Consider the following 16,651-nt stretch of genomic DNA (forward strand, 5'->3'; position numbering starts at 1 on the left):
GTTCAGGGCACCTCGTCGGTCTTCAGGAGACCGAAGACGACGAGGTCGTGCCTGCGACCGTTCTTGCCCGGTGCTGCCGATCGGAGAACACCCTCCTGGGTGAACCCACACTTGCGGGCGACGGCGCGTGACGCCTTGTTCTCCGTGTAGGCGTCCAGTTCCACCCGGACTGCGCCGATCTGCCAGGAGAACTCGATGAGCAGCCGGGTCGCCCTGGTGGCCACACCGGCGCCGCGTGCCCAGGGAGCCACCGCGTACCCGATCTCGGTCACCGCGTCGTCGTCCTTCGCCCGCAAACCGCACACACCGAGGAACGCGTCGTCACGATCGACGATCGCGACGTCGAATCCCGGCCACACCTTGACCGACCGATCCTCGACGAAGTCGCGGGCGTCGGCCTCGGTGTACGGACTCGGAACCACGGTGAACTCGGCCGTCGCATGGTCTTGGCTGGCCGCGAGTACGGCGCCGATGTCATCGTGCACGAAGGGTCGGAGGGTTATCACCCGATCGGTCAGCGTGGGGATGTGCCGAGGCCAGTCCATGTGTTCCACGGTAGTGGTGAGTGGCGGGGGCGCGGCGCCTCACGGACCTCCACTAAGGTGCAGAAGCAACGTCCCCGGCCGTCTTGCCGGCCGCCCCAGCCAACGAAAAGGGAATGCATGCTTTTGGCCGCGTGGATTACGGTCGTCACCGCGGTGATCCTGATCGTGCCCGGGGCCCTGGTCGGACGGCGGATGTCATTGCCGTGGCCGGTGGCGGTCGCCGCTGGTGCGCCGCTCACATTCGGCATGATCGGTATCTTCACCGTGCTCTACGGGGCGCTGTCCATCCCGTGGAACGTGGGGACGGCTGCCGTGATGGTGGGAGTGTCCTGGCTGGTGGCGTGGGGTTGGGACCTCGGAACCCGCCGATTCGGGGCCCTGGCGCCGGCGGCCGCCGCCGAGGTACGCCCGATCAGTCGCCCGGCCCTGTTGACCGTTGCCGCCGGTGTGCTGCTGGGCGCGCTGATCATCGTCCTGACGTCGATCCGGCGACTGATCGGCACCACATTCTTCGGGCTGAACAACATCTCGCAGGTGTGGGACGCCTTGTGGCATGCCGATGCTCTGCAGTGGATCCATGAGACCGGCGACGGGTCGTCGCTCCACATGGGCGAGCTGATGAACTACGACACGCACGGATTCAACTACTACCCGAACACGTGGCACGACCTGGGCGCTCTGCTCTACCCGTTGACCGGTGCCAACACCGTGGAGTTGTACAACATCTACTCCCCGGCGTCGCTGGCGTTCACCTTGCCGATCAGTATCGGGTCGCTCGCTTATTGGCTGGGCCGCAAGCGATTCGATCCGGACCGGAGCGCAGTCTTTGCAGCTCTTGCCGCCGCGGTCACGGCCGTATTCCCGTCGTTGCCCTACGTGGAACTCGCCTTCACGGCAGTCCCCAATGCGGTCGGCGTCTCCTTGGCGCCGATCACCGCGGTGCTCGTGATCAGTGCGGTCGGCGATCGTCGCCGCGTGCTCGCGGCTGTGCTCGCGATCGCCGGTACCGCAGCCACCCACCCGTCGGGGCTGGTGGTGATGGCGGTGATCGTCGGATCCTGGTGGCTGCTGCAGGCATTGTGGAAGCCGGTACGTGGTCGGGGTGGTGATGCCGCGACGCTCGCAGCGATCGGTGCGGGCGCACTGGTGCTGATCAGCCCGGTGATCATCGGCACCCTGAAGATCTCGGAGAACAACGAGCTCTCCGGCTTCGACTTTCGCGATGAAAATGCCTCCGTAGCAAAGGCATTTGTGCGCGCCGCGTTCAACGGGACCGATCTGCTCGGTCATCAGTACCCGTTGCTGTACCTGCTGATCCCGGCGGCGATCGGGCTCGGCTGGCTCGTGTGGTCGCGCAACTGGGCTGTGGTCGCCGCCTGGCTGGCGTTCATCGTCACCACGGCCAACGCGGTCTACGACCTCGGCGGGTTGCCGTCGAAGTTGTTCGGCGCCTTGGGCGGATACTTTTACAACTCGCCACACCGGCTGACCTTCGTGGTCTCGATGTTCACCGCGGTCGCCGCGGGGATCGGGCTCGGGGTGCTCGTTCTCGGTATCGCGCGGCTGCTGGCCCAGAAGACGGTTTGGCAGCGAAACCGGCTCGCGCTGCCTGCGCTGACACTGGTGGGTTTGCTCATCGTCGCCGGCGCGGGCGCCGTACGGTACGCCGACAACGGGAAGATCGCCGTCCAGTACCGAAGCGGCGCGTATGTGGGTGTCGAGGACGTCGAGGCGTACCGGTGGCTGGCGCAGCAGCCGGACGCGCGCAGCACCGTCATCCTCAACAACCTCGACCAGGGCAGTGGATGGATGTACCCGGTGGCGGATCTGACCCCGCTGTTCCCGTTCTACCGAGCAAATGACTTCAGCCGGCGCCAGTCTGATCTTTACTGGAACGTTGCCCGGATCGGCGCAGATCCGCGTATCGACCAGATAGTCCGGGATCTGAACATCAGGTACGTGATCGACGCGCCACCGAGCTATTGGTGGTTCCAGAACGGCGCACCCAATCTCGCGGAGGGCCGGTTCGGTGACCCCTTCCTTCCGCTGCGAGAGAACGGTGCGCCCGGTCTGCGAGAGGTCTATCGGCAGGGCAACGTGACGATATATGAGGTCGCGGACGCAATACGGAAAGGCGAGAAGTGATGCGCACCTTGGTCACCGGCGGCGCCGGGTTCATCGGTTCGACACTCGTGGATCGGTTGTTGGCCGACGGCCACGAGGTTGTCGCTCTGGACGACTTCTCGCGGGGTAGCCGGTCCAACCTGAACGGCGCCGTCGAACGCGGATGTCGGATAGTCGAGGGCGATCTCACCGTTACGGACCTGGAAACGGTTGTGGCGCAAGCACAACCCGAGGTGATCTTCCATCTCGCTGCCCAGATCGACGTGCGCGCCTCGGTGATCGATCCGGTCGCCGATGCCCAGGTCAATGTTGTCGGGACCGTACGGCTCGCCGAGGCCGCCCGGCGGGCGGGAGTGCGCAAGATCGTGTTCACCTCCTCCGGAGGATCCATCTACGGGTCGCCCGAGCACCTACCGGTGGCGGAATCAGCACCGGTTGCGCCGATGAGCCCCTACGCGGCCGCCAAAGTCAGCGGTGAGGTGTACCTGAACATGTACCGCTCGCTGTACGGATTGGACTGCACCCACATCGCCCCCGCGAATGTGTACGGGCCGCGGCAGGATCCACACGGCGAAGCCGGCGTGGTCGCCATCTTTGCGCGGAACCTGTTGTCGGGCAGCACCACCAAGCTGTTCGGTGACGGTGGCAACACCCGCGACTACGTCTATGTCGACGACGTCGTGCAGGCCTTTGTGCTGGCCGGCGGCGAACTCGGTGGCGGTCAGCGCTTCAACGTCGGCACCGGGGCGGCCACATCAGATCGGGCGCTGCACACCCTGGTCGCCGAGGCCGCACACGCTCCCGACGAACCGGTGTACGAACCGGCCCGGCTCGGTGACGTCCGGGACTCATCCATCGACGGTTCACTCGCGGGCACCGTACTCGGCTGGTACCCGCAGGTGTCGCTGGCCGAAGGAGTTCGGCGCACCGTCGAGTACTTCCGCGCCGTCTAGCTCCCCGGCCGGGCCCCTGGGCCACCGGTGGGTGAGGTCAACCCACCACGCGCTCGGTGGTCGCGTACTTGCTCTCGGTGGCCTCTTTGAGGGGCTGCCACCAGTCGGTGTTGTCGCGGTACCACGCCACCGTGTCGGCGAGCCCGGACCGGAAGTCGGTGAACCTGGGCTGCCAGCCCAGTTCGGTGCGCAGACGGGTGGAGTCGATGGCGTAACGCATGTCGTGGCCGGGCCGGTCGGTCACGAAGTCGAATGCGTCCTTGGGCTGGTCGAGCAGTTCGAGGATCGTCTCGATGACGGTGCGGTTGTCGGCTTCACCGTCGGCGCCGATGAGGTAGGTCTCGCCGATCTGCCCCTTGTCGATGATGGTCCACACCGCGTCGTTGTGGTCGTTGACGTGGATCCAGTCCCGCACGTTGGTGCCCTGCCCGTAGAGCTTGGGGCGAATCCCGCTGAGCACGTTGGTGATCTGGCGAGGGATGAACTTCTCGATGTGCTGGTACGGGCCATAGTTGTTGGAACAGTTGGAGATGGTGGCCTGCACTCCGAACGAGCGCACCCAGGCCCGGACCAGAAGGTCGCTGCCTGCCTTGGTCGACGAGTACGGGCTCGACGGGTTGTAGGGGGTCTGCTCGGTGAAGCGTGCGGGGTCGTCGAGTTCGAGATCGCCGTACACCTCGTCGGTGCTGATGTGGTGGTAACGCACGTCATGCGCACGCACCGCCTCGAGAATCGAGAACGTGCCGACGAGATTGGTGTGAACAAAACTCGATGGGTCGGCCAAAGAATTGTCATTGTGCGATTCGGCGGCGAAATGGACGACAAGATCACTTTCGCCGACCAATTGGTTCACCAAAGCGGAGTCGGCGACGTCTCCTTCGATCAATTCGATCTGATCGGACACCGATGCCAGCGATTGCCTGTTCGCTGCGTACGTCATCGCGTCCAGCACCCGTACCCGGGCATCCGGCCTGGTCGCAAGGGTCCGGTGCACGAAGTTGGCGCCGATGAAACCGGCGCCACCGGTGATCAGTACCCGCATGTCAATCCTCCATTCGCTGCTGCAACCCTACCGATCGGCAGCTCATCGGGTAGGCCTAGCGCCTGGGGCCTAAGGTGTCACATATGCGCGGAATCATCCTGGCGGGGGGCACCGGAAGTCGGCTGCATCCCATCACGCAAGGTGTCAGCAAACAACTCGTCCCCGTTTATGACAAGCCGATGATCTACTACCCGCTGACCACATTGATGCTGGCGGGTATCCGCGAGATCCTGGTGATCACCACGCCGCACGACTCGTCTGCCTTTCAGAACCTCCTGGGGGACGGCAGTCAATTCGGAATCTCTTTGACGTACAAGGTGCAGGAGAGTCCGGACGGATTGGCACAGGCGTTTGTTCTGGGTGCTGATCACATCGGGTCGGAGTCGGTGGCGCTGGTCCTCGGCGACAACATCTTCTACGGACCCGGGCTGGGCTCGCAGCTCAACCGGTTCCACAACATCGAGGGCGGCGCGGTGTTCGCCTACTGGGTCCGCAATCCCGAGGCCTACGGAGTGGTGGATTTCAACAGCGACGGCAAGGCCATCGACCTCCAGGAGAAGCCGGAGCACCCTCGGTCCAACTTCGCGATCCCGGGCCTGTACTTCTATGACAACAACGTCGTGGAGATCGCATCGGGGCTGCAGCCGAGTGCCCGTGGCGAGTACGAGATCACCGACGTCAACCGGGCATACCTCGACAAGGGCCTGCTGCACGTCGAGGTGCTGCCCCGGGGTACCGCGTGGCTCGACACCGGAACCTTCGACTCACTGCTGGACGCCGGCAACTTCGTCCGCACCGTCGAAGAACGCCAAGGCCTGAAAATCGCTGTGCCCGAAGAGGTTGCCTGGCGGCGCGGCTTCATCGACGACGAGCAGTTGCGGGCTCGCGCCCAGACCTTGCTCAAGTCGGGATACGGGACGTACCTGATCGACCTCCTCGAACGCGGCAAGGAACTGTAGAGAACATGCTGATCGAACCCCTGTCCATCGATGGCGCCTGGGAGATCACCCCGAAGAAGTTCGGCGACCCGCGTGGCCTTTTCATGGAGGCATTCCGCGGTGACCTGCTGGCGGAGGTGATCGGGCATCCCTTCGACCTCCAGCAGGCCAATCTCTCTGTGTCGGCCGCCGGCGTGCTGCGGGGCGTGCATTTCGCCGATGTGCCACCGGGACAGGCGAAGTACGTCAGCTGCCCCAAAGGTGCGATCTTCGACGTGGTGGTGGACATCCGCGTCGGCTCACCGACATTCGGTGCCTGGGACGGCGCACTGCTGGACGACGTCGACCGCAGGGCGCTCTACATCGGCGAAGGGCTCGGACACGCGTTTGTGGCGCTCGAGGACAACTCCGTCGTCACCTATCTGTGCTCGACCGGATACAACCCCGCCGGTGAACACGGCATCAACCCGTTGGACCCGGCCGTCGGCATCGAGTTCCCCACCACGGCCCGCGACGGCTCGGCTCTCACTTTCACCCTGTCGGACAAGGACACTGCCGCGCCGACGCTCGCCGAAGCCGAGGCGAGTGGCCTGCTTCCGCAGTACACCGACGTCATCGGCTACATCCGTGGTCTCACCACCTGAGTGATTCAGGAGACGCCGGGACCGGGCAGTGTGGTGATCGTCGAGCACATCTGCTCCACCAGAGTGCGGTCGTGACTGACCAAAGCCATGCCCACCCCGTCTGCGGCAATGGATCTCAACAGCGACGCCACGTCGGCGGCGGCGATGGGGTCGAGCATGGCGGTGGGCTCGTCGCAGAGCAGGTACGTCGGCTCTTGGACAAGCACCCTGGCAAGACAGGCGCGTTGAAGCTGGCCATCGCTGACCTGTGATGGGAAGCGGCCCAACAGCTCCGGGTCCAGCCCGGTGCGTTCGGCGTGGCTGACGGGGTCGACCGGACGCCGCATGATGTCGGCGGGTTCGCGAATGATCTGCAACAACGTCCACCGGGGATTGCAGACCAATCGCGGGTGCTGATCGATCATCGCGACCGATCCGCGAGGCGCACGGGCTTTCCCGGCGAACCGCACCACGCCTGCATCGGGTGGGCGGATCCCGGCGAGAACCTGCAGCAGTGTGGTCTTCCCGCTGCCCGAGCGACCGAGGATCCCGCTGACACGGCCGGGCGCGACGTCGAAGTTGATGTCGCTCAACACCGTGGCGCCTCCGAACCGCACTCCGATGGCACGGGCGGTGATCATCGGGATACCCCCGTGAACAGCTTCTGCGTGTGTTCATCGGCTGCTTGCCGGACACCGTGTGGGGAGTCCTGCGCGACGATCCGTCCTCGCCGCATCACGGCGAGGGAGTCGCAGACGCCCGACGCGATCAGCGATGCGATGTCGTGGGTGATGACCAGGACGGCGGCACCGTCATCGGCGATGCTGCGCAGCAATGTCCACACCATCTCGGCGAGCTCGGTGTCGAGTGCGGATGTCGGCTCGTCGGCGAGCAGCACGGCCGGTCGGCCGGCGAGCGCAGCTGCGATCGCGGCGCGCTGCACCATCCCGCCCGACAATTGATGTGGGAACAGTTCGAGGGCGTCGTCGGGGAGCCCTGTCAGCGCCGCCAATTCGATTGCACTGCGGTCACTGTCGAGTGCCTGTACCACTTCGGCAATCTGCGATCCGATGGTGCGGACAGGGGTGAACGACGTCGCCGGAGACTGCGGGACCAGGCCGACGGCATGTCCTCGGAGTCCCCGCCACGTCTTCTGGTCCGCGTCGGTCACCTCGTGGCCCGCCACGTGCAGCCGTCCCCGAGTTGCGGACCCCGGTGGCAGCAGCCCGCACAGTGCAAGCGCCACCAGCGATTTGCCGCATCCGGACTCACCGACCAAGGCCGTCACCGCGCCCGCGACGACGTCCAGGTCGACGCCGTCGAGGCCGGTGACCGTCGCAGTCTCCCGCTCACGGGTCGCGATGCGAACGCCGAATCCATCCAGCCGGGCAGCCAAGTCGGTCACCACACCTGACCTCCTGGTGGCTGGAGTCGTCGACGCAATCCGGAACCTCCGGCGGCGACTGCCAGGGCGGTGACAAGAAGTGCCGATGCGGGAACCACCAATGTCCACCACGCGCCCAGCATCACGTCACCGCGGGACTGGCCGAGCAGCGTGCCCAAGCTGGCGCGGTCGGGCGAGAGTCCCACGCCGAGAAAGGAAAGCGTGGACTCGTGCCACACCGCATGGGGTAGCAGCATCACCATCGCCACAAGTGCTTGCCCGCCGACGGCGGGCAGGAGGTGGTGTCGTCCCACGAACCAGCGAGACGCCCCAGCGAGTCGAGCCGACCGTACCCACCCTGCTTCGGCCCCCGACCGTAATTCCGCCCGGACCACCCGCGCGACCGCGGGCCAGTGGGTCAAGCCGATCGAGGCGATGATCGCCAGTGGTTCGCCGCGCCACATCGCGGCGATCACGATGCCGATCACCAGATGCGGCAGGGCATTCACCCCGTCGACCACGCGCATCACTACGGCATCGACCCAGCCGCCGGCCGCCACCGAGCCCACCCCGATCAGCACGCCGAGCCCGGTGGCCAGCACCGCACACATCGCTGCCATCGTCAGCGAGATGCGCAGGCCCTCGGCTGTGCGGGTGAGCAGGTCGTACCCCGAATGGTCGGTACCGCCCAGATGGCCGATGCCCGGCGCCCGCAACGCCTCACCGAAGTCCGCGACCGGTGGACTGGAGAGCAGGGGAATCACCACGGCCGACGTCGCGATGAGGATCAGCAACAACCACGGCCACTGTCGGCGAAGTGGTGTCGCGTATGAGGCCATGGTCACGACGTCGCACCGATCCGGGGATCGATGGCCGTCGCCGCGGCATCTGCCGCTGCCGAACCCAGCAACACGGCAAACGCCGCGCCGACCGTCAACGCCGCCAGCAGCGAAAAGTCCAGCGCCACCGCGGAGTCCACGAGCACCGATGCCAGTCCCGGCCAGCCGAAGACGGTTTCCACGATGGCTGCTCCGGCGATCACCTCGGGCAGCCGGGTGCCCAGTAAGGCCAGGGTAGGTGCCACGGATGTCGGCAGGATGTGGCCGCGCAGCAGTGTCCACCCGTGCAGGCCCCGAGCCCTTGCCGCGCGCACCGCGTCCGACGACGACGCCTCGACCACGGCCGTCCGCGTGGTCAGCAACAGCCAAGGGATCTGCGATATGGTCAGCGCGACAAAGGGTAGGAAGCCGTGGGTGAGGATTCCCCGGGCGGTGTACGGATCGCCGGGAGCGGCTGCCCCCGACGTGGGGAACCACCCCAACGACACCGCGACAACCGACACCAATACCAGCGACACAACAAAGGGGGGTACGGCGGCCAGCGCCGCAGACAACGCTGAACACGTCTGGTCGAGTGGTCCGCCGCGGCGCATCCCGGCAAGAGTACCCACCAGGATCCCTATCAGCGCGGCAGCAACCATCGCGGCGAGTGACAAGCCGACGGTGAACGGCAGCCGCTCGGTGAGAACGGTTGACACCGGCAATGATTGGGTGGACGACCATCCGAGGTTGCCCTGACACAGCTCGGTGAACCACCGCCACCAGGCGGTGTACCAGGAGCCGTCGGTGTTGTATGCCTCACGCACTGCGGTCCGCTGGGACAGGGTGGCGGATTGATATCCATCACCGAGGTAGACGGTCAGCGGGTCCAGGGGTGAGAGCGAGGCGACGAAGAAGATCGCCGCCGACACGGCCAGTGTCACGGGCAGAGCAACCAACGCCCGTACGCCGAGAAGCCGAACTGCGGGTACGAGTCTCGACCGGGTGACAGCGTTCATCGGGTCCAGCCGGCGACATGCCACCAGGGGCCCCAGGAGACCCCGTGTGAATGTGGCTCGAGGATCGGTGCGGTCTGGTTCCAGCCGAGATCGCGGTAGGCGTAGGTGTGGTCGAGGAAGGCCAGGAACACATACGACGGTTCAGAGATGTACCGCTGCTGCACGTCTCGGTATCTTGCGTCGGTGTCGGGCGACGGCCCGACCGACCGCGCCTCGTCGAGCAATCGATCCACACCCGGGGGAGTGAGGTTGCCCGGGTTCGCATACGGGGACGAGTCCGGAACCCGAGTGTGCAGCGTGTCGTACACCTGAGAGTCGATGCTGTAGGGGGTCTCGCCTCCGCCCAGGAGTACCGCCGCGGTGTCCAATCTGGTGTCGATCTCGTCCCAGCTCGTGCCTCGTGTCCGCACCTCGACGCCGAGCGGTGCCATTGCCGCGGCGAAAGCTGTCGAGAGATCACGGCGCAGGCTGTCCTGTGCGTTGTAGAGGAGATCGAAACGGGCTGTGCTGCCGTCTTTCTGCCGCACGCCGTCGGTGCCCATCCGCCAGCCCGCGCGGTCGAGCATGGCTGCGGCGTTGTCGACATCGTGGGGGAACTGAGCTCTGGGATCGTAGGCGTCGCCGTACACTTCGGCGACAGGTGTGCTCGCAGGCCGACCGTGGCCTGCCAGTACGTCGTCGATCATGGTCTGCCGATCGACGCCGACATTCATCGCCGTCCGCGCAACCGGGTCGGCGGTGAAAGAGTTGTTGCGCGGCAGCGACACTCCGCGCCAGTCCGCCGATGCGACCCCGATGGTCGCGATTCCTTCGCGACCGGCGACCGCGCCGAGCAACCCGGGCGGCAGGCTTGCGCCGTCGACCTCGCCGGCGACGATGCGCTGGGCGCGGGTGTTGTCGTCGGGAGTATGGGTGAACACCAGCGAACGCACGTGTGGCCGAGGGCCCCAGTAGTCGTCGCGGGCGGTGAAGACGGCTTGGTCCGGACGCAGGCTCGTCAGTTCGTAGGGGCCGGTACCAACGGGTTCGGTGTTCAGCGCCCAGTCGGCAACGGGTGCCTGCTCGGTCCGTTCCGACGGCGCGATCCCCAGCAGCAGGTGAGGTGACGGGTCGGCGTCATTGGCCATCGTGACAACCACGGCGTCGGCACCGTCGGCGCGGATGTCGGTGATCGGGCGGAAGTGGGTCGCGATCTCGGAGGCGACGAGTGGGTTGGCCACCGCTTTGTACGTCGCGACGACATCGGAGGAGTCCAGCGACGATCCGTCGGAGAACGTGACGCCTGGCCGCAGCTGCATTCGCCATTGCCGCTCGCCGAGGGGTACCGGCTCCGCGACCGCCAGTGCCGGAACCAGATCGGGCAGCGTGGTGTCGGTGTCGGACGCTGGGCGCAGCAGGCCGTCGTACAGCGGGGACACACCGAGTTCGCCGTAGCCTGCAACCGGGTTGTATCCACCGAGTTCCTGGCTCTCGGCCAGCACGATGCGGTCTGAGCGATCTTCGCTCGGCGACGCACATCCGGCCGCAACCGATGCCACGCAGACGAGAGCCAGGAACAGAGGCATTCGACGAATGCGTGGCACCGATCGACTCCCTCGCCCACGACATGTGTCTGCACAGACACATTTACGTGCCGTAGCCTAACACCGACGAGACGGGGCAGCAGCACGAGAGCGTGGGGGCGGACATGGGCGACCACGAGCACACCGATATCGACGGTTGGGCCAAACGCTTTGCGCTGCTGTCCGATTCCACGCGACTACGACTGATCACGCACATGCACGAACATCCGGACGCAACGGTCAGTGAACTCGCCGCGGCCGCCCGGATCACCGAGAACGCGGCCTCGCAGTCGTTGCGCGCCCTACGTGCACAGGGCTGGGTGACCACCACCAAAGCAGGTCGGACTGTGCACTACCGTGTGGTCGCCGACGCCATCGTCCACCGGATCCTGCACGACGTGATGGGCGCGCACCATCACTAGAACGGATCGTCGCCGGGTTCGGCTTTCCGGTTCTCCAGGGCGGCATTCTGCAAAGCGATGGCCCGGGCGAGGCGCGCGTACTTCACTTCCAGTTCGCGAAACCGCAGATAGGTTCCGATGGTGGTGAACGCGAAAGCCACCACCAGGCAATAGAGCACCAGGTCGGTGCCACGGCCGACACCCACCCATCCGGCGATGACGGTGAGGTCGTCGGGCCGCAGCAAGGCGTACACACCGAAGGCCAGGAAGCCGACAAACGCGATCTTCACCCAGGCCGAGGCCTTGGCGTTGCCGCGCTGGGTGATGAAGTATCCGACCAACGCGATGACAAACAGGATCAGGATGATCTGAATGGCCAGCATGATTACCGCCTCATCCGGCCGTGAAGCAGGCCATCGGTCAAGATGTTCACACCGTTGAGCAGCGACTGACCTTTGGCCATGGAGTATTCGGTGTAGAGGATGGTGACCGGTTGTTCGGCAACCCGCCATTGATGATGATCGATGAGTGCGACGAACTCCGACGCGTGGCTCATCCCGTTCATGATCAGGTCGAGTTGTGCGGCCACGGTGGCGTTGAAGACCCGAAGACCGTTGTGAGCGTCGGTCAGACCCAACCTTCGGGTACGCGGGCTGAGAAACACTATGGTGCGCAGGGCCATCCGTTTGACCACCGGGACGCTCTTGCTCCGGTCGTCGGCGAATCGGGTGCCGATGACCATGTCCAGGGGCTCGGATCGCAGGCGGTCCAGCATGGCCACCACGTCGTCCACCTGATGCTGGCCATCGGCATCGAAGGTCACAAAATACTTGGCGCCCGGCTGAGAACGCGCGTACTCCACGCCGGTCTGAATGGCCGCGCCCTGACCGAGATTGACCGGATGTCGCACCAGATGTACTCCGGCAGCGAGTATTTCGTCGGCAGAGCCGTCTTTGCTGCCGTCATCGACACAGACGATGTTCGGGAAGGTCCGTTTTGCCGCGCCGGCCACCGATCGGATGACCGGAGCTTCATTGAAGACGGGAACGATCAGCCACACATCTGAATTGCCCACGGCAGTACCTGGCTCAGTGATCGTTCCACCTCCACGCCCACCTCGACTGCAAACCGGCCGCCTGGGAGTCTATCGGTTCGCCGCAGCGTATTCTTCCACCGTGCTGGTCGATGTCATGTTGCCGTTCTACGGGGACGTCGCCCTCTTCAAGACCGCCGTGCGCAGCGTCCTCGCCCAGACCCACGGCGACTTTCGCCTGGTGATGGTCGACGACCAATACCCCGACCCCGAACCCGCGCGCTGGCTGCAGGAATTGACGGACCCCCGGGTGCACTACCTGCGCAACAAGGAGAATCTCGGGGTCAACGGCAACTTCCGTCGGTGTGTGGACCTGGTGCAGGCGCCCGCGTTCACCATCATGGGATGCGATGACGTGATGGCCCCCGACCACCTGGCGCGAGCGGTTGAGGCCCTGGGGAGTCACCACGAGGCAGCGGTGGTACAGCCAGGGGTCGACGTCATCGATTCCGCAGGTGAGGTCGTCCGCCCTCTGGGCGATCGGGTCAAGGCATCGATGGCCCCCACGTCGCCCACCACTCTGAGCGGCGAGTCAATGGCGCAGAGCCTCTACCGCGGGAACTGGACGTATTTCCCGTCACTGGTCTGGCGCAGCGAGATCGCGGCGCCCATCGGTTTCCGGTCCGGTCTCGAGGTGGCCCTCGACCTGGGGCTGCTCACCGACATCGCCCGTGCGGGTGGATCGATGGTGTTCGACCCCCACGTCACCTTTCACTACCGGCGCCACCAGCAGTCCGTCAGCTCGGTGCGCGCGGTCGACGGCCGCCGTTTCGAGGAGGAACGCGCCTTCTTCGAGACCGAGGCATCGCGCTGCCGCGAGCGGGGATGGTCCAGAGCCGAACGGGCCGCCCGACGGCACGTCACCTCGAGGCTCAACGCGGCGACGCTCTTGCCAAGCGCATTAGTCGGCCGACAATGGAGCGTCGCCCGGGCCCTGGGCCGGCACGTCGTGCGCTGATCCGCCGCGCGCTGCCAGCAGGTGCACGGCGATGCCCACCAGCGGTCCGACCATCAGGGCAATCGGGACGCGGACCGTCAGGTCGGCGGGGATGAACAGCAATCCCACGCTCACCGCCGTCGCCAGCCACCATCCGGCGGCATAGAGCCGATGTCGGCCGGCGGCCAGCGCCATCGCCCCGGTCAGGGTCAGCATCGCCATCGCCACGGCCCCGGCGGTCAGTGCGGCGACGGCGACGCCCGACAGCTGGTAGTCCGCGCCGAAGACGGTCTCCAGGAGCCACGGTCCGGTCAGCCACGCAGCCAGGATCCCGCCGAAACCGACCGCAAGAACGGCGGCAGCCGGTGACGCCACCGACCGCAGGAGGTGATCACGGCTGTCGACGAAGCGGCTGATCAATACACCCTGAAAGCTGTTCAGCGGGACCAGGAGTGGCGCGCGGGTGAGCGTGACCGCAAGGATCACCGCGCCGGCAGACGCGTCGAGGCCGTCGCTGGAGATCGAGATGAGCACGGGGAACCCCATCACGAGAACAGCGCTGGCCATCGCGGCTGTCATCGCCGTGAGCATGTTGCGCGCCAGATCACCAGATGGGATATCGCCGCGTGCGCCGAGCGCCCCCCGTGCGCCGGCAAAGATGGCCAGGACGACCGCGGTGGAGACCGTGCCCGCGACCGTGATGACCAAAAAGGCCTGTAGGCCCCACCCGGCAGCCACCGCGACCACGGTGAGCAGCAGTCGGATCAACGCATCCACGACGAGAAGGGCCGAGAAAACGCCCCATCGACCCAGCCCGGACAGCACGCCGCCCAGCCCCGCGTAGAGACCGAACGCCGCGACACCTGCGGTCAGCAGCAGCACCGATTCGACACGGTCCGACTCGAACACCACCCCGGCCCAGGCAAGGGAGGTGACGGCGACGAGGGCAGCCAGGGCGAGGCCGAGAATCGCGTTCATCGGCATCGGCCGGGCACCGGTGCTGCGCCCTTGTTCACGCGCGCGCCGAACCGCGCGGGTGGTCTCCTGCAACTGACCGTTCTGGGTGCCGGTCACCAACCCGTACGCGGCCCAGAAGACGGCGAATGCCGCATACCCGTCGGCGCCCAGGGCGCGTGCCGCCAGCAACAGCACGAGGTAACCCGATGCCGCAGCCACCACGGTGGCCACTGCCACCCGGCCCAGGGAATCACGAGTACTCGGAGCCACATTGCTCGCCGGGCCTTCACTCATCAGGGACCCGGGTAGGGCGGCAGCGCCTTCTGCTCGAGCCACTGGTGCCACAGATCGTGCAGCGGCTGTGGGCTGTACCGGGCGGCGAGTCCGGTGAAGTCCTCGGTGCTGATCGAGCTGTAGCGGTATTCGCGGGTCCATTCGCGCAACAGGGCGAAGAAGTTGTTGTCGCCCAAGGTCTTCCGCAGCGCGTGAAGGGTGAGTGCGCCCCGCTTGTACACGACGTCGTCGAACATGCGCGCGGGTCCGGGATCACCGATCGCAAGATCCTGCGACGACGAGGCGAGACGGTCGTAATACTTGCGCGACTGCGCTTCGGCCGTGAGCCCGCCCGAGCGTTCCGACCACAGCCATTCGCTGTAGCAGGCGAAGCCCTCGTGAAGCCAGATGTCCTTCCACCGCGACAGGGTCAGGGAATTGCCGAACCACTGATGCGCCAGCTCATGGGCGATGAGTCGCTCGGATCGTCCGGAACCGCTGCAGTGGTTGGCTCCGAAGATCGACAGGCCTTGTGCCTCGATCGGGATCTCGAGTTCGTCGTCGGTGACCACCACGGAGTATTCGGGAAACGGGTAGGGCCCGAACCACTCGATGAACGCCTCCATGATGCGTGCCTGGTTGACGAACTCGGCATCGAAGTCCCTGCGGAGTCTCGGCGGGATCACCGCGTGGATCGGCACCGGCTTGGTCGTCAAGGTCTGCCGCGTGTACTGACCGATCTGGATGGTGGCGAGGTACGACGCCATCGGCTCCACCTGCTCGTAGACCCAGGTGGTCTGGGCGGCCTTGGTCCGTTTGCGCTGCAGCGACCCGTTGGCCACCGCCATGAACGGGCTGTCGGTGGTGATCGAGATACCGTATGCCGCTTTGGAGATCGGGTGGTCATCACACGGAAACCACGACGCCGCGCCGTTGGGCTGACTCGCCACGAGCGAGCCCTCGGTGAGCTCCTCCCAGCCGACCTCACCCCACCGGCCGCGTATCGGACGCGGATTGCCCGAGTACTTCACCACCACGGTCATCACGCCGCCCGGTGGCAGCTCGTCTTCCATCGTGACCGTCAACTTGTTGCTGCGGTGACTGAATCGCCGCGCGCGGGTGCCGTTGACCGTCACCCGGTCGACCTTGAGGGCGCCTGAGAGATCCAGTGCGAATCGGTTCAGGGTGATGATCGTGGTGGCCGTGATGGTCGCGGTCCCGGCAAGCCGGTTCGTCGCCACCCGGTATTCGAGGTCGAGGTCGTAGCGGGACACCCGATAACCGAGGTTGCCGTTGGCGGGCAGATACGGATCGATGCCGTCCGAAGGATCGCCGAGAAGCGGTTGACCTGTCCCAGGGGAACGTCGGCCCGCTTTACCTGGCACTAATCCTCCTATTCGGCCCCACGTTTGGTCTTTCATGACGTTACATGGCTCCTAGGGCGATGGCGCTCTGAGACCCGTGGGGCCGCTCGCCCGGAATCACACCTATGTGCCAAACGACCTGAAGGATGGAAGTCATGGGTATCACGAGGAATCTCGCATCGTTTGTCGCCCGAGTGATTCTCGGCATCATCTTCATCTTCCACGGCTGGCAGAAGCTGAACAAAGACGGGATCGACGCCACCGAGGCGTACTTCAAGTCGTTGGACATCCCTCTCCCGGCGGCCGCTGCGTGGTACTCGGCGCTGGTCGAGTTCGGTGGCGGAATCCTGCTCATCCTCGGAGTTCTCACTCCGCTGGTTTCCTTGTTGCTGATCGCCGACATGATCGGGGCGATCTTCTACGCGCACATCGACAACGGATTCTGGAACGCCGATCAGGGCTACGAACTGCCGTTGGCGCTGATCGCAGGCCTCGTGGCCGTCGGTTTCGCCGACACCGGCCGGATCGGCGGCGACGGATACCTGATGAATCGACGGCGCCGCCGCCGCGACCTCAATCGCGACCGTGACGTCGCGTACTGACAACCGGCTCGTCACC

General features: G+C 65.7%; 18 protein-coding genes. 7 read left to right on the forward strand and 11 right to left on the reverse strand.

The features are described from left to right. Positions 1-2 precede the first annotated feature (2 nt). Entirely contained in the window at positions 3-545 is a 543-nt protein-coding gene (locus tag ACVWY6_RS08050) for a GNAT family N-acetyltransferase (RefSeq protein WP_062795141.1), read from the reverse strand. Positions 546-662: 117 nt separating this feature from the next. On the opposite strand from ACVWY6_RS08050, the gene ACVWY6_RS08055 reads away from it, so the two are divergent. Beyond that, positions 663-2,690, forward strand: coding sequence for a DUF6541 family protein (locus ACVWY6_RS08055; protein WP_457537266.1), 2,028 nt, complete (start codon positions 663-665; stop codon positions 2,688-2,690). Beyond that, positions 2,690-3,622 carry an NAD-dependent epimerase/dehydratase family protein gene (locus ACVWY6_RS08060; RefSeq protein ID WP_457537267.1) on the forward strand — a complete coding sequence of 311 codons (933 nt, stop codon included), beginning with the start codon at positions 2,690-2,692 and terminating at the stop codon, positions 3,620-3,622. The genes ACVWY6_RS08055 and ACVWY6_RS08060 overlap by 1 nt, the downstream gene beginning before the upstream one ends. Positions 3,623-3,659: 37 nt before the next feature. Here the strand turns inward: ACVWY6_RS08060 and rfbB are convergent, their stop codons facing one another. Next, positions 3,660-4,664 carry a dTDP-glucose 4,6-dehydratase gene (gene rfbB, locus ACVWY6_RS08065; protein ID WP_023956369.1) on the reverse strand — a complete coding sequence of 335 codons (1,005 nt, stop codon included), beginning with the start codon at positions 4,662-4,664 and terminating at the stop codon, positions 3,660-3,662. Between the two features lie 83 nt (positions 4,665-4,747). Here rfbB and rfbA point away from each other — a divergent pair, with 83 nt between their 5' ends. After that, the gene (gene rfbA / locus ACVWY6_RS08070) at positions 4,748-5,623 is read left to right on the forward strand and encodes a glucose-1-phosphate thymidylyltransferase RfbA (RefSeq protein WP_457537269.1); all 876 of its coding nucleotides are present in this window, start codon (positions 4,748-4,750) and stop codon (positions 5,621-5,623) included. 5 nt (positions 5,624-5,628) lie between these two features. After that, positions 5,629-6,246 (forward strand): dTDP-4-dehydrorhamnose 3,5-epimerase family protein, encoded by a 618-nt coding sequence (locus tag ACVWY6_RS08075; RefSeq protein WP_457537271.1) that lies wholly within the window; start codon positions 5,629-5,631, stop codon positions 6,244-6,246. 5 nt (positions 6,247-6,251) lie between these two features. Here ACVWY6_RS08075 and ACVWY6_RS08080 read toward each other — a convergent pair whose 3' ends face one another. From ACVWY6_RS08080 to ACVWY6_RS08100, 5 genes are read right to left on the reverse strand one after another with little or no spacing between them, the layout of a single operon-like run. Continuing rightward, positions 6,252-6,866, reverse strand: a complete 615-nt coding sequence (locus ACVWY6_RS08080; protein WP_457537273.1) for an ABC transporter ATP-binding protein — start codon at positions 6,864-6,866, stop codon at positions 6,252-6,254. Next, positions 6,863-7,633, reverse strand: a complete 771-nt coding sequence (locus ACVWY6_RS08085) for an ATP-binding cassette domain-containing protein (RefSeq protein WP_457537274.1) — start codon at positions 7,631-7,633, stop codon at positions 6,863-6,865. Before ACVWY6_RS08085 ends, ACVWY6_RS08080 begins: the two co-directional genes overlap by 4 nt. Next, positions 7,627-8,448: an ABC transporter permease gene (locus ACVWY6_RS08090; RefSeq protein ID WP_457538540.1), complete on the reverse strand. Its 822-nt coding sequence runs from the start codon at positions 8,446-8,448 to the stop codon at positions 7,627-7,629. The genes ACVWY6_RS08085 and ACVWY6_RS08090 overlap by 7 nt, the downstream gene beginning before the upstream one ends. Before the next feature lie 2 nt (positions 8,449-8,450). Next, positions 8,451-9,446 carry an ABC transporter permease gene (locus tag ACVWY6_RS08095; protein ID WP_457537276.1) on the reverse strand — a complete coding sequence of 332 codons (996 nt, stop codon included), beginning with the start codon at positions 9,444-9,446 and terminating at the stop codon, positions 8,451-8,453. After that, positions 9,443-11,011 (reverse strand): ABC transporter substrate-binding protein, encoded by a 1,569-nt coding sequence (locus tag ACVWY6_RS08100; protein WP_457538542.1) that lies wholly within the window; start codon positions 11,009-11,011, stop codon positions 9,443-9,445. Before ACVWY6_RS08100 ends, ACVWY6_RS08095 begins: the two co-directional genes overlap by 4 nt. A gap of 122 nt (positions 11,012-11,133) precedes the next feature. Here ACVWY6_RS08100 and ACVWY6_RS08105 point away from each other — a divergent pair, with 122 nt between their 5' ends. After that, entirely contained in the window at positions 11,134-11,430 is a 297-nt protein-coding gene (locus tag ACVWY6_RS08105) for an ArsR/SmtB family transcription factor (RefSeq protein WP_062795151.1), read from the forward strand. Here ACVWY6_RS08105 and ACVWY6_RS08110 read toward each other — a convergent pair. Both ACVWY6_RS08110 and ACVWY6_RS08115 read right to left on the reverse strand, forming a co-directional pair. Continuing rightward, entirely contained in the window at positions 11,427-11,792 is a 366-nt protein-coding gene (locus tag ACVWY6_RS08110) for a DUF2304 domain-containing protein (RefSeq protein WP_023956351.1), read from the reverse strand. The two genes, ACVWY6_RS08105 and ACVWY6_RS08110, sit on opposite strands and share 4 nt — an antisense overlap. Positions 11,793-11,794: 2 nt before the next feature. Beyond that, the gene (locus ACVWY6_RS08115; protein ID WP_116916531.1) at positions 11,795-12,484 is read right to left on the reverse strand and encodes a glycosyltransferase family 2 protein; all 690 of its coding nucleotides are present in this window, start codon (positions 12,482-12,484) and stop codon (positions 11,795-11,797) included. A 100-nt stretch (positions 12,485-12,584) separates the two neighbouring features. Here ACVWY6_RS08115 and ACVWY6_RS08120 point away from each other — a divergent pair, with 100 nt between their 5' ends. Next, positions 12,585-13,460 carry a glycosyltransferase family 2 protein gene (locus ACVWY6_RS08120; protein WP_457537279.1) on the forward strand — a complete coding sequence of 292 codons (876 nt, stop codon included), beginning with the start codon at positions 12,585-12,587 and terminating at the stop codon, positions 13,458-13,460. On the opposite strand, the gene ACVWY6_RS08125 is transcribed toward ACVWY6_RS08120, so the two are convergent. After that, the gene (locus tag ACVWY6_RS08125) at positions 13,404-14,690 is read right to left on the reverse strand and encodes a polysaccharide biosynthesis protein (RefSeq protein WP_457537281.1); all 1,287 of its coding nucleotides are present in this window, start codon (positions 14,688-14,690) and stop codon (positions 13,404-13,406) included. The two genes, ACVWY6_RS08120 and ACVWY6_RS08125, sit on opposite strands and share 57 nt — an antisense overlap. After that, positions 14,690-16,054: a M1 family metallopeptidase gene (locus tag ACVWY6_RS08130; protein WP_457537283.1), complete on the reverse strand. Its 1,365-nt coding sequence runs from the start codon at positions 16,052-16,054 to the stop codon at positions 14,690-14,692. The genes ACVWY6_RS08125 and ACVWY6_RS08130 overlap by 1 nt, the downstream gene beginning before the upstream one ends. Positions 16,055-16,188: 134 nt before the next feature. Between ACVWY6_RS08130 and ACVWY6_RS08135 the strand changes: the two genes are divergently transcribed. After that, the gene (locus ACVWY6_RS08135) at positions 16,189-16,635 is read left to right on the forward strand and encodes a DoxX family protein (RefSeq protein ID WP_031331780.1); all 447 of its coding nucleotides are present in this window, start codon (positions 16,189-16,191) and stop codon (positions 16,633-16,635) included. The last annotated feature ends 16 nt before the right edge of the window (positions 16,636-16,651 follow it).

The sequence above is a fragment of the Williamsia sp. R60 genome (assembly GCF_054063855.1).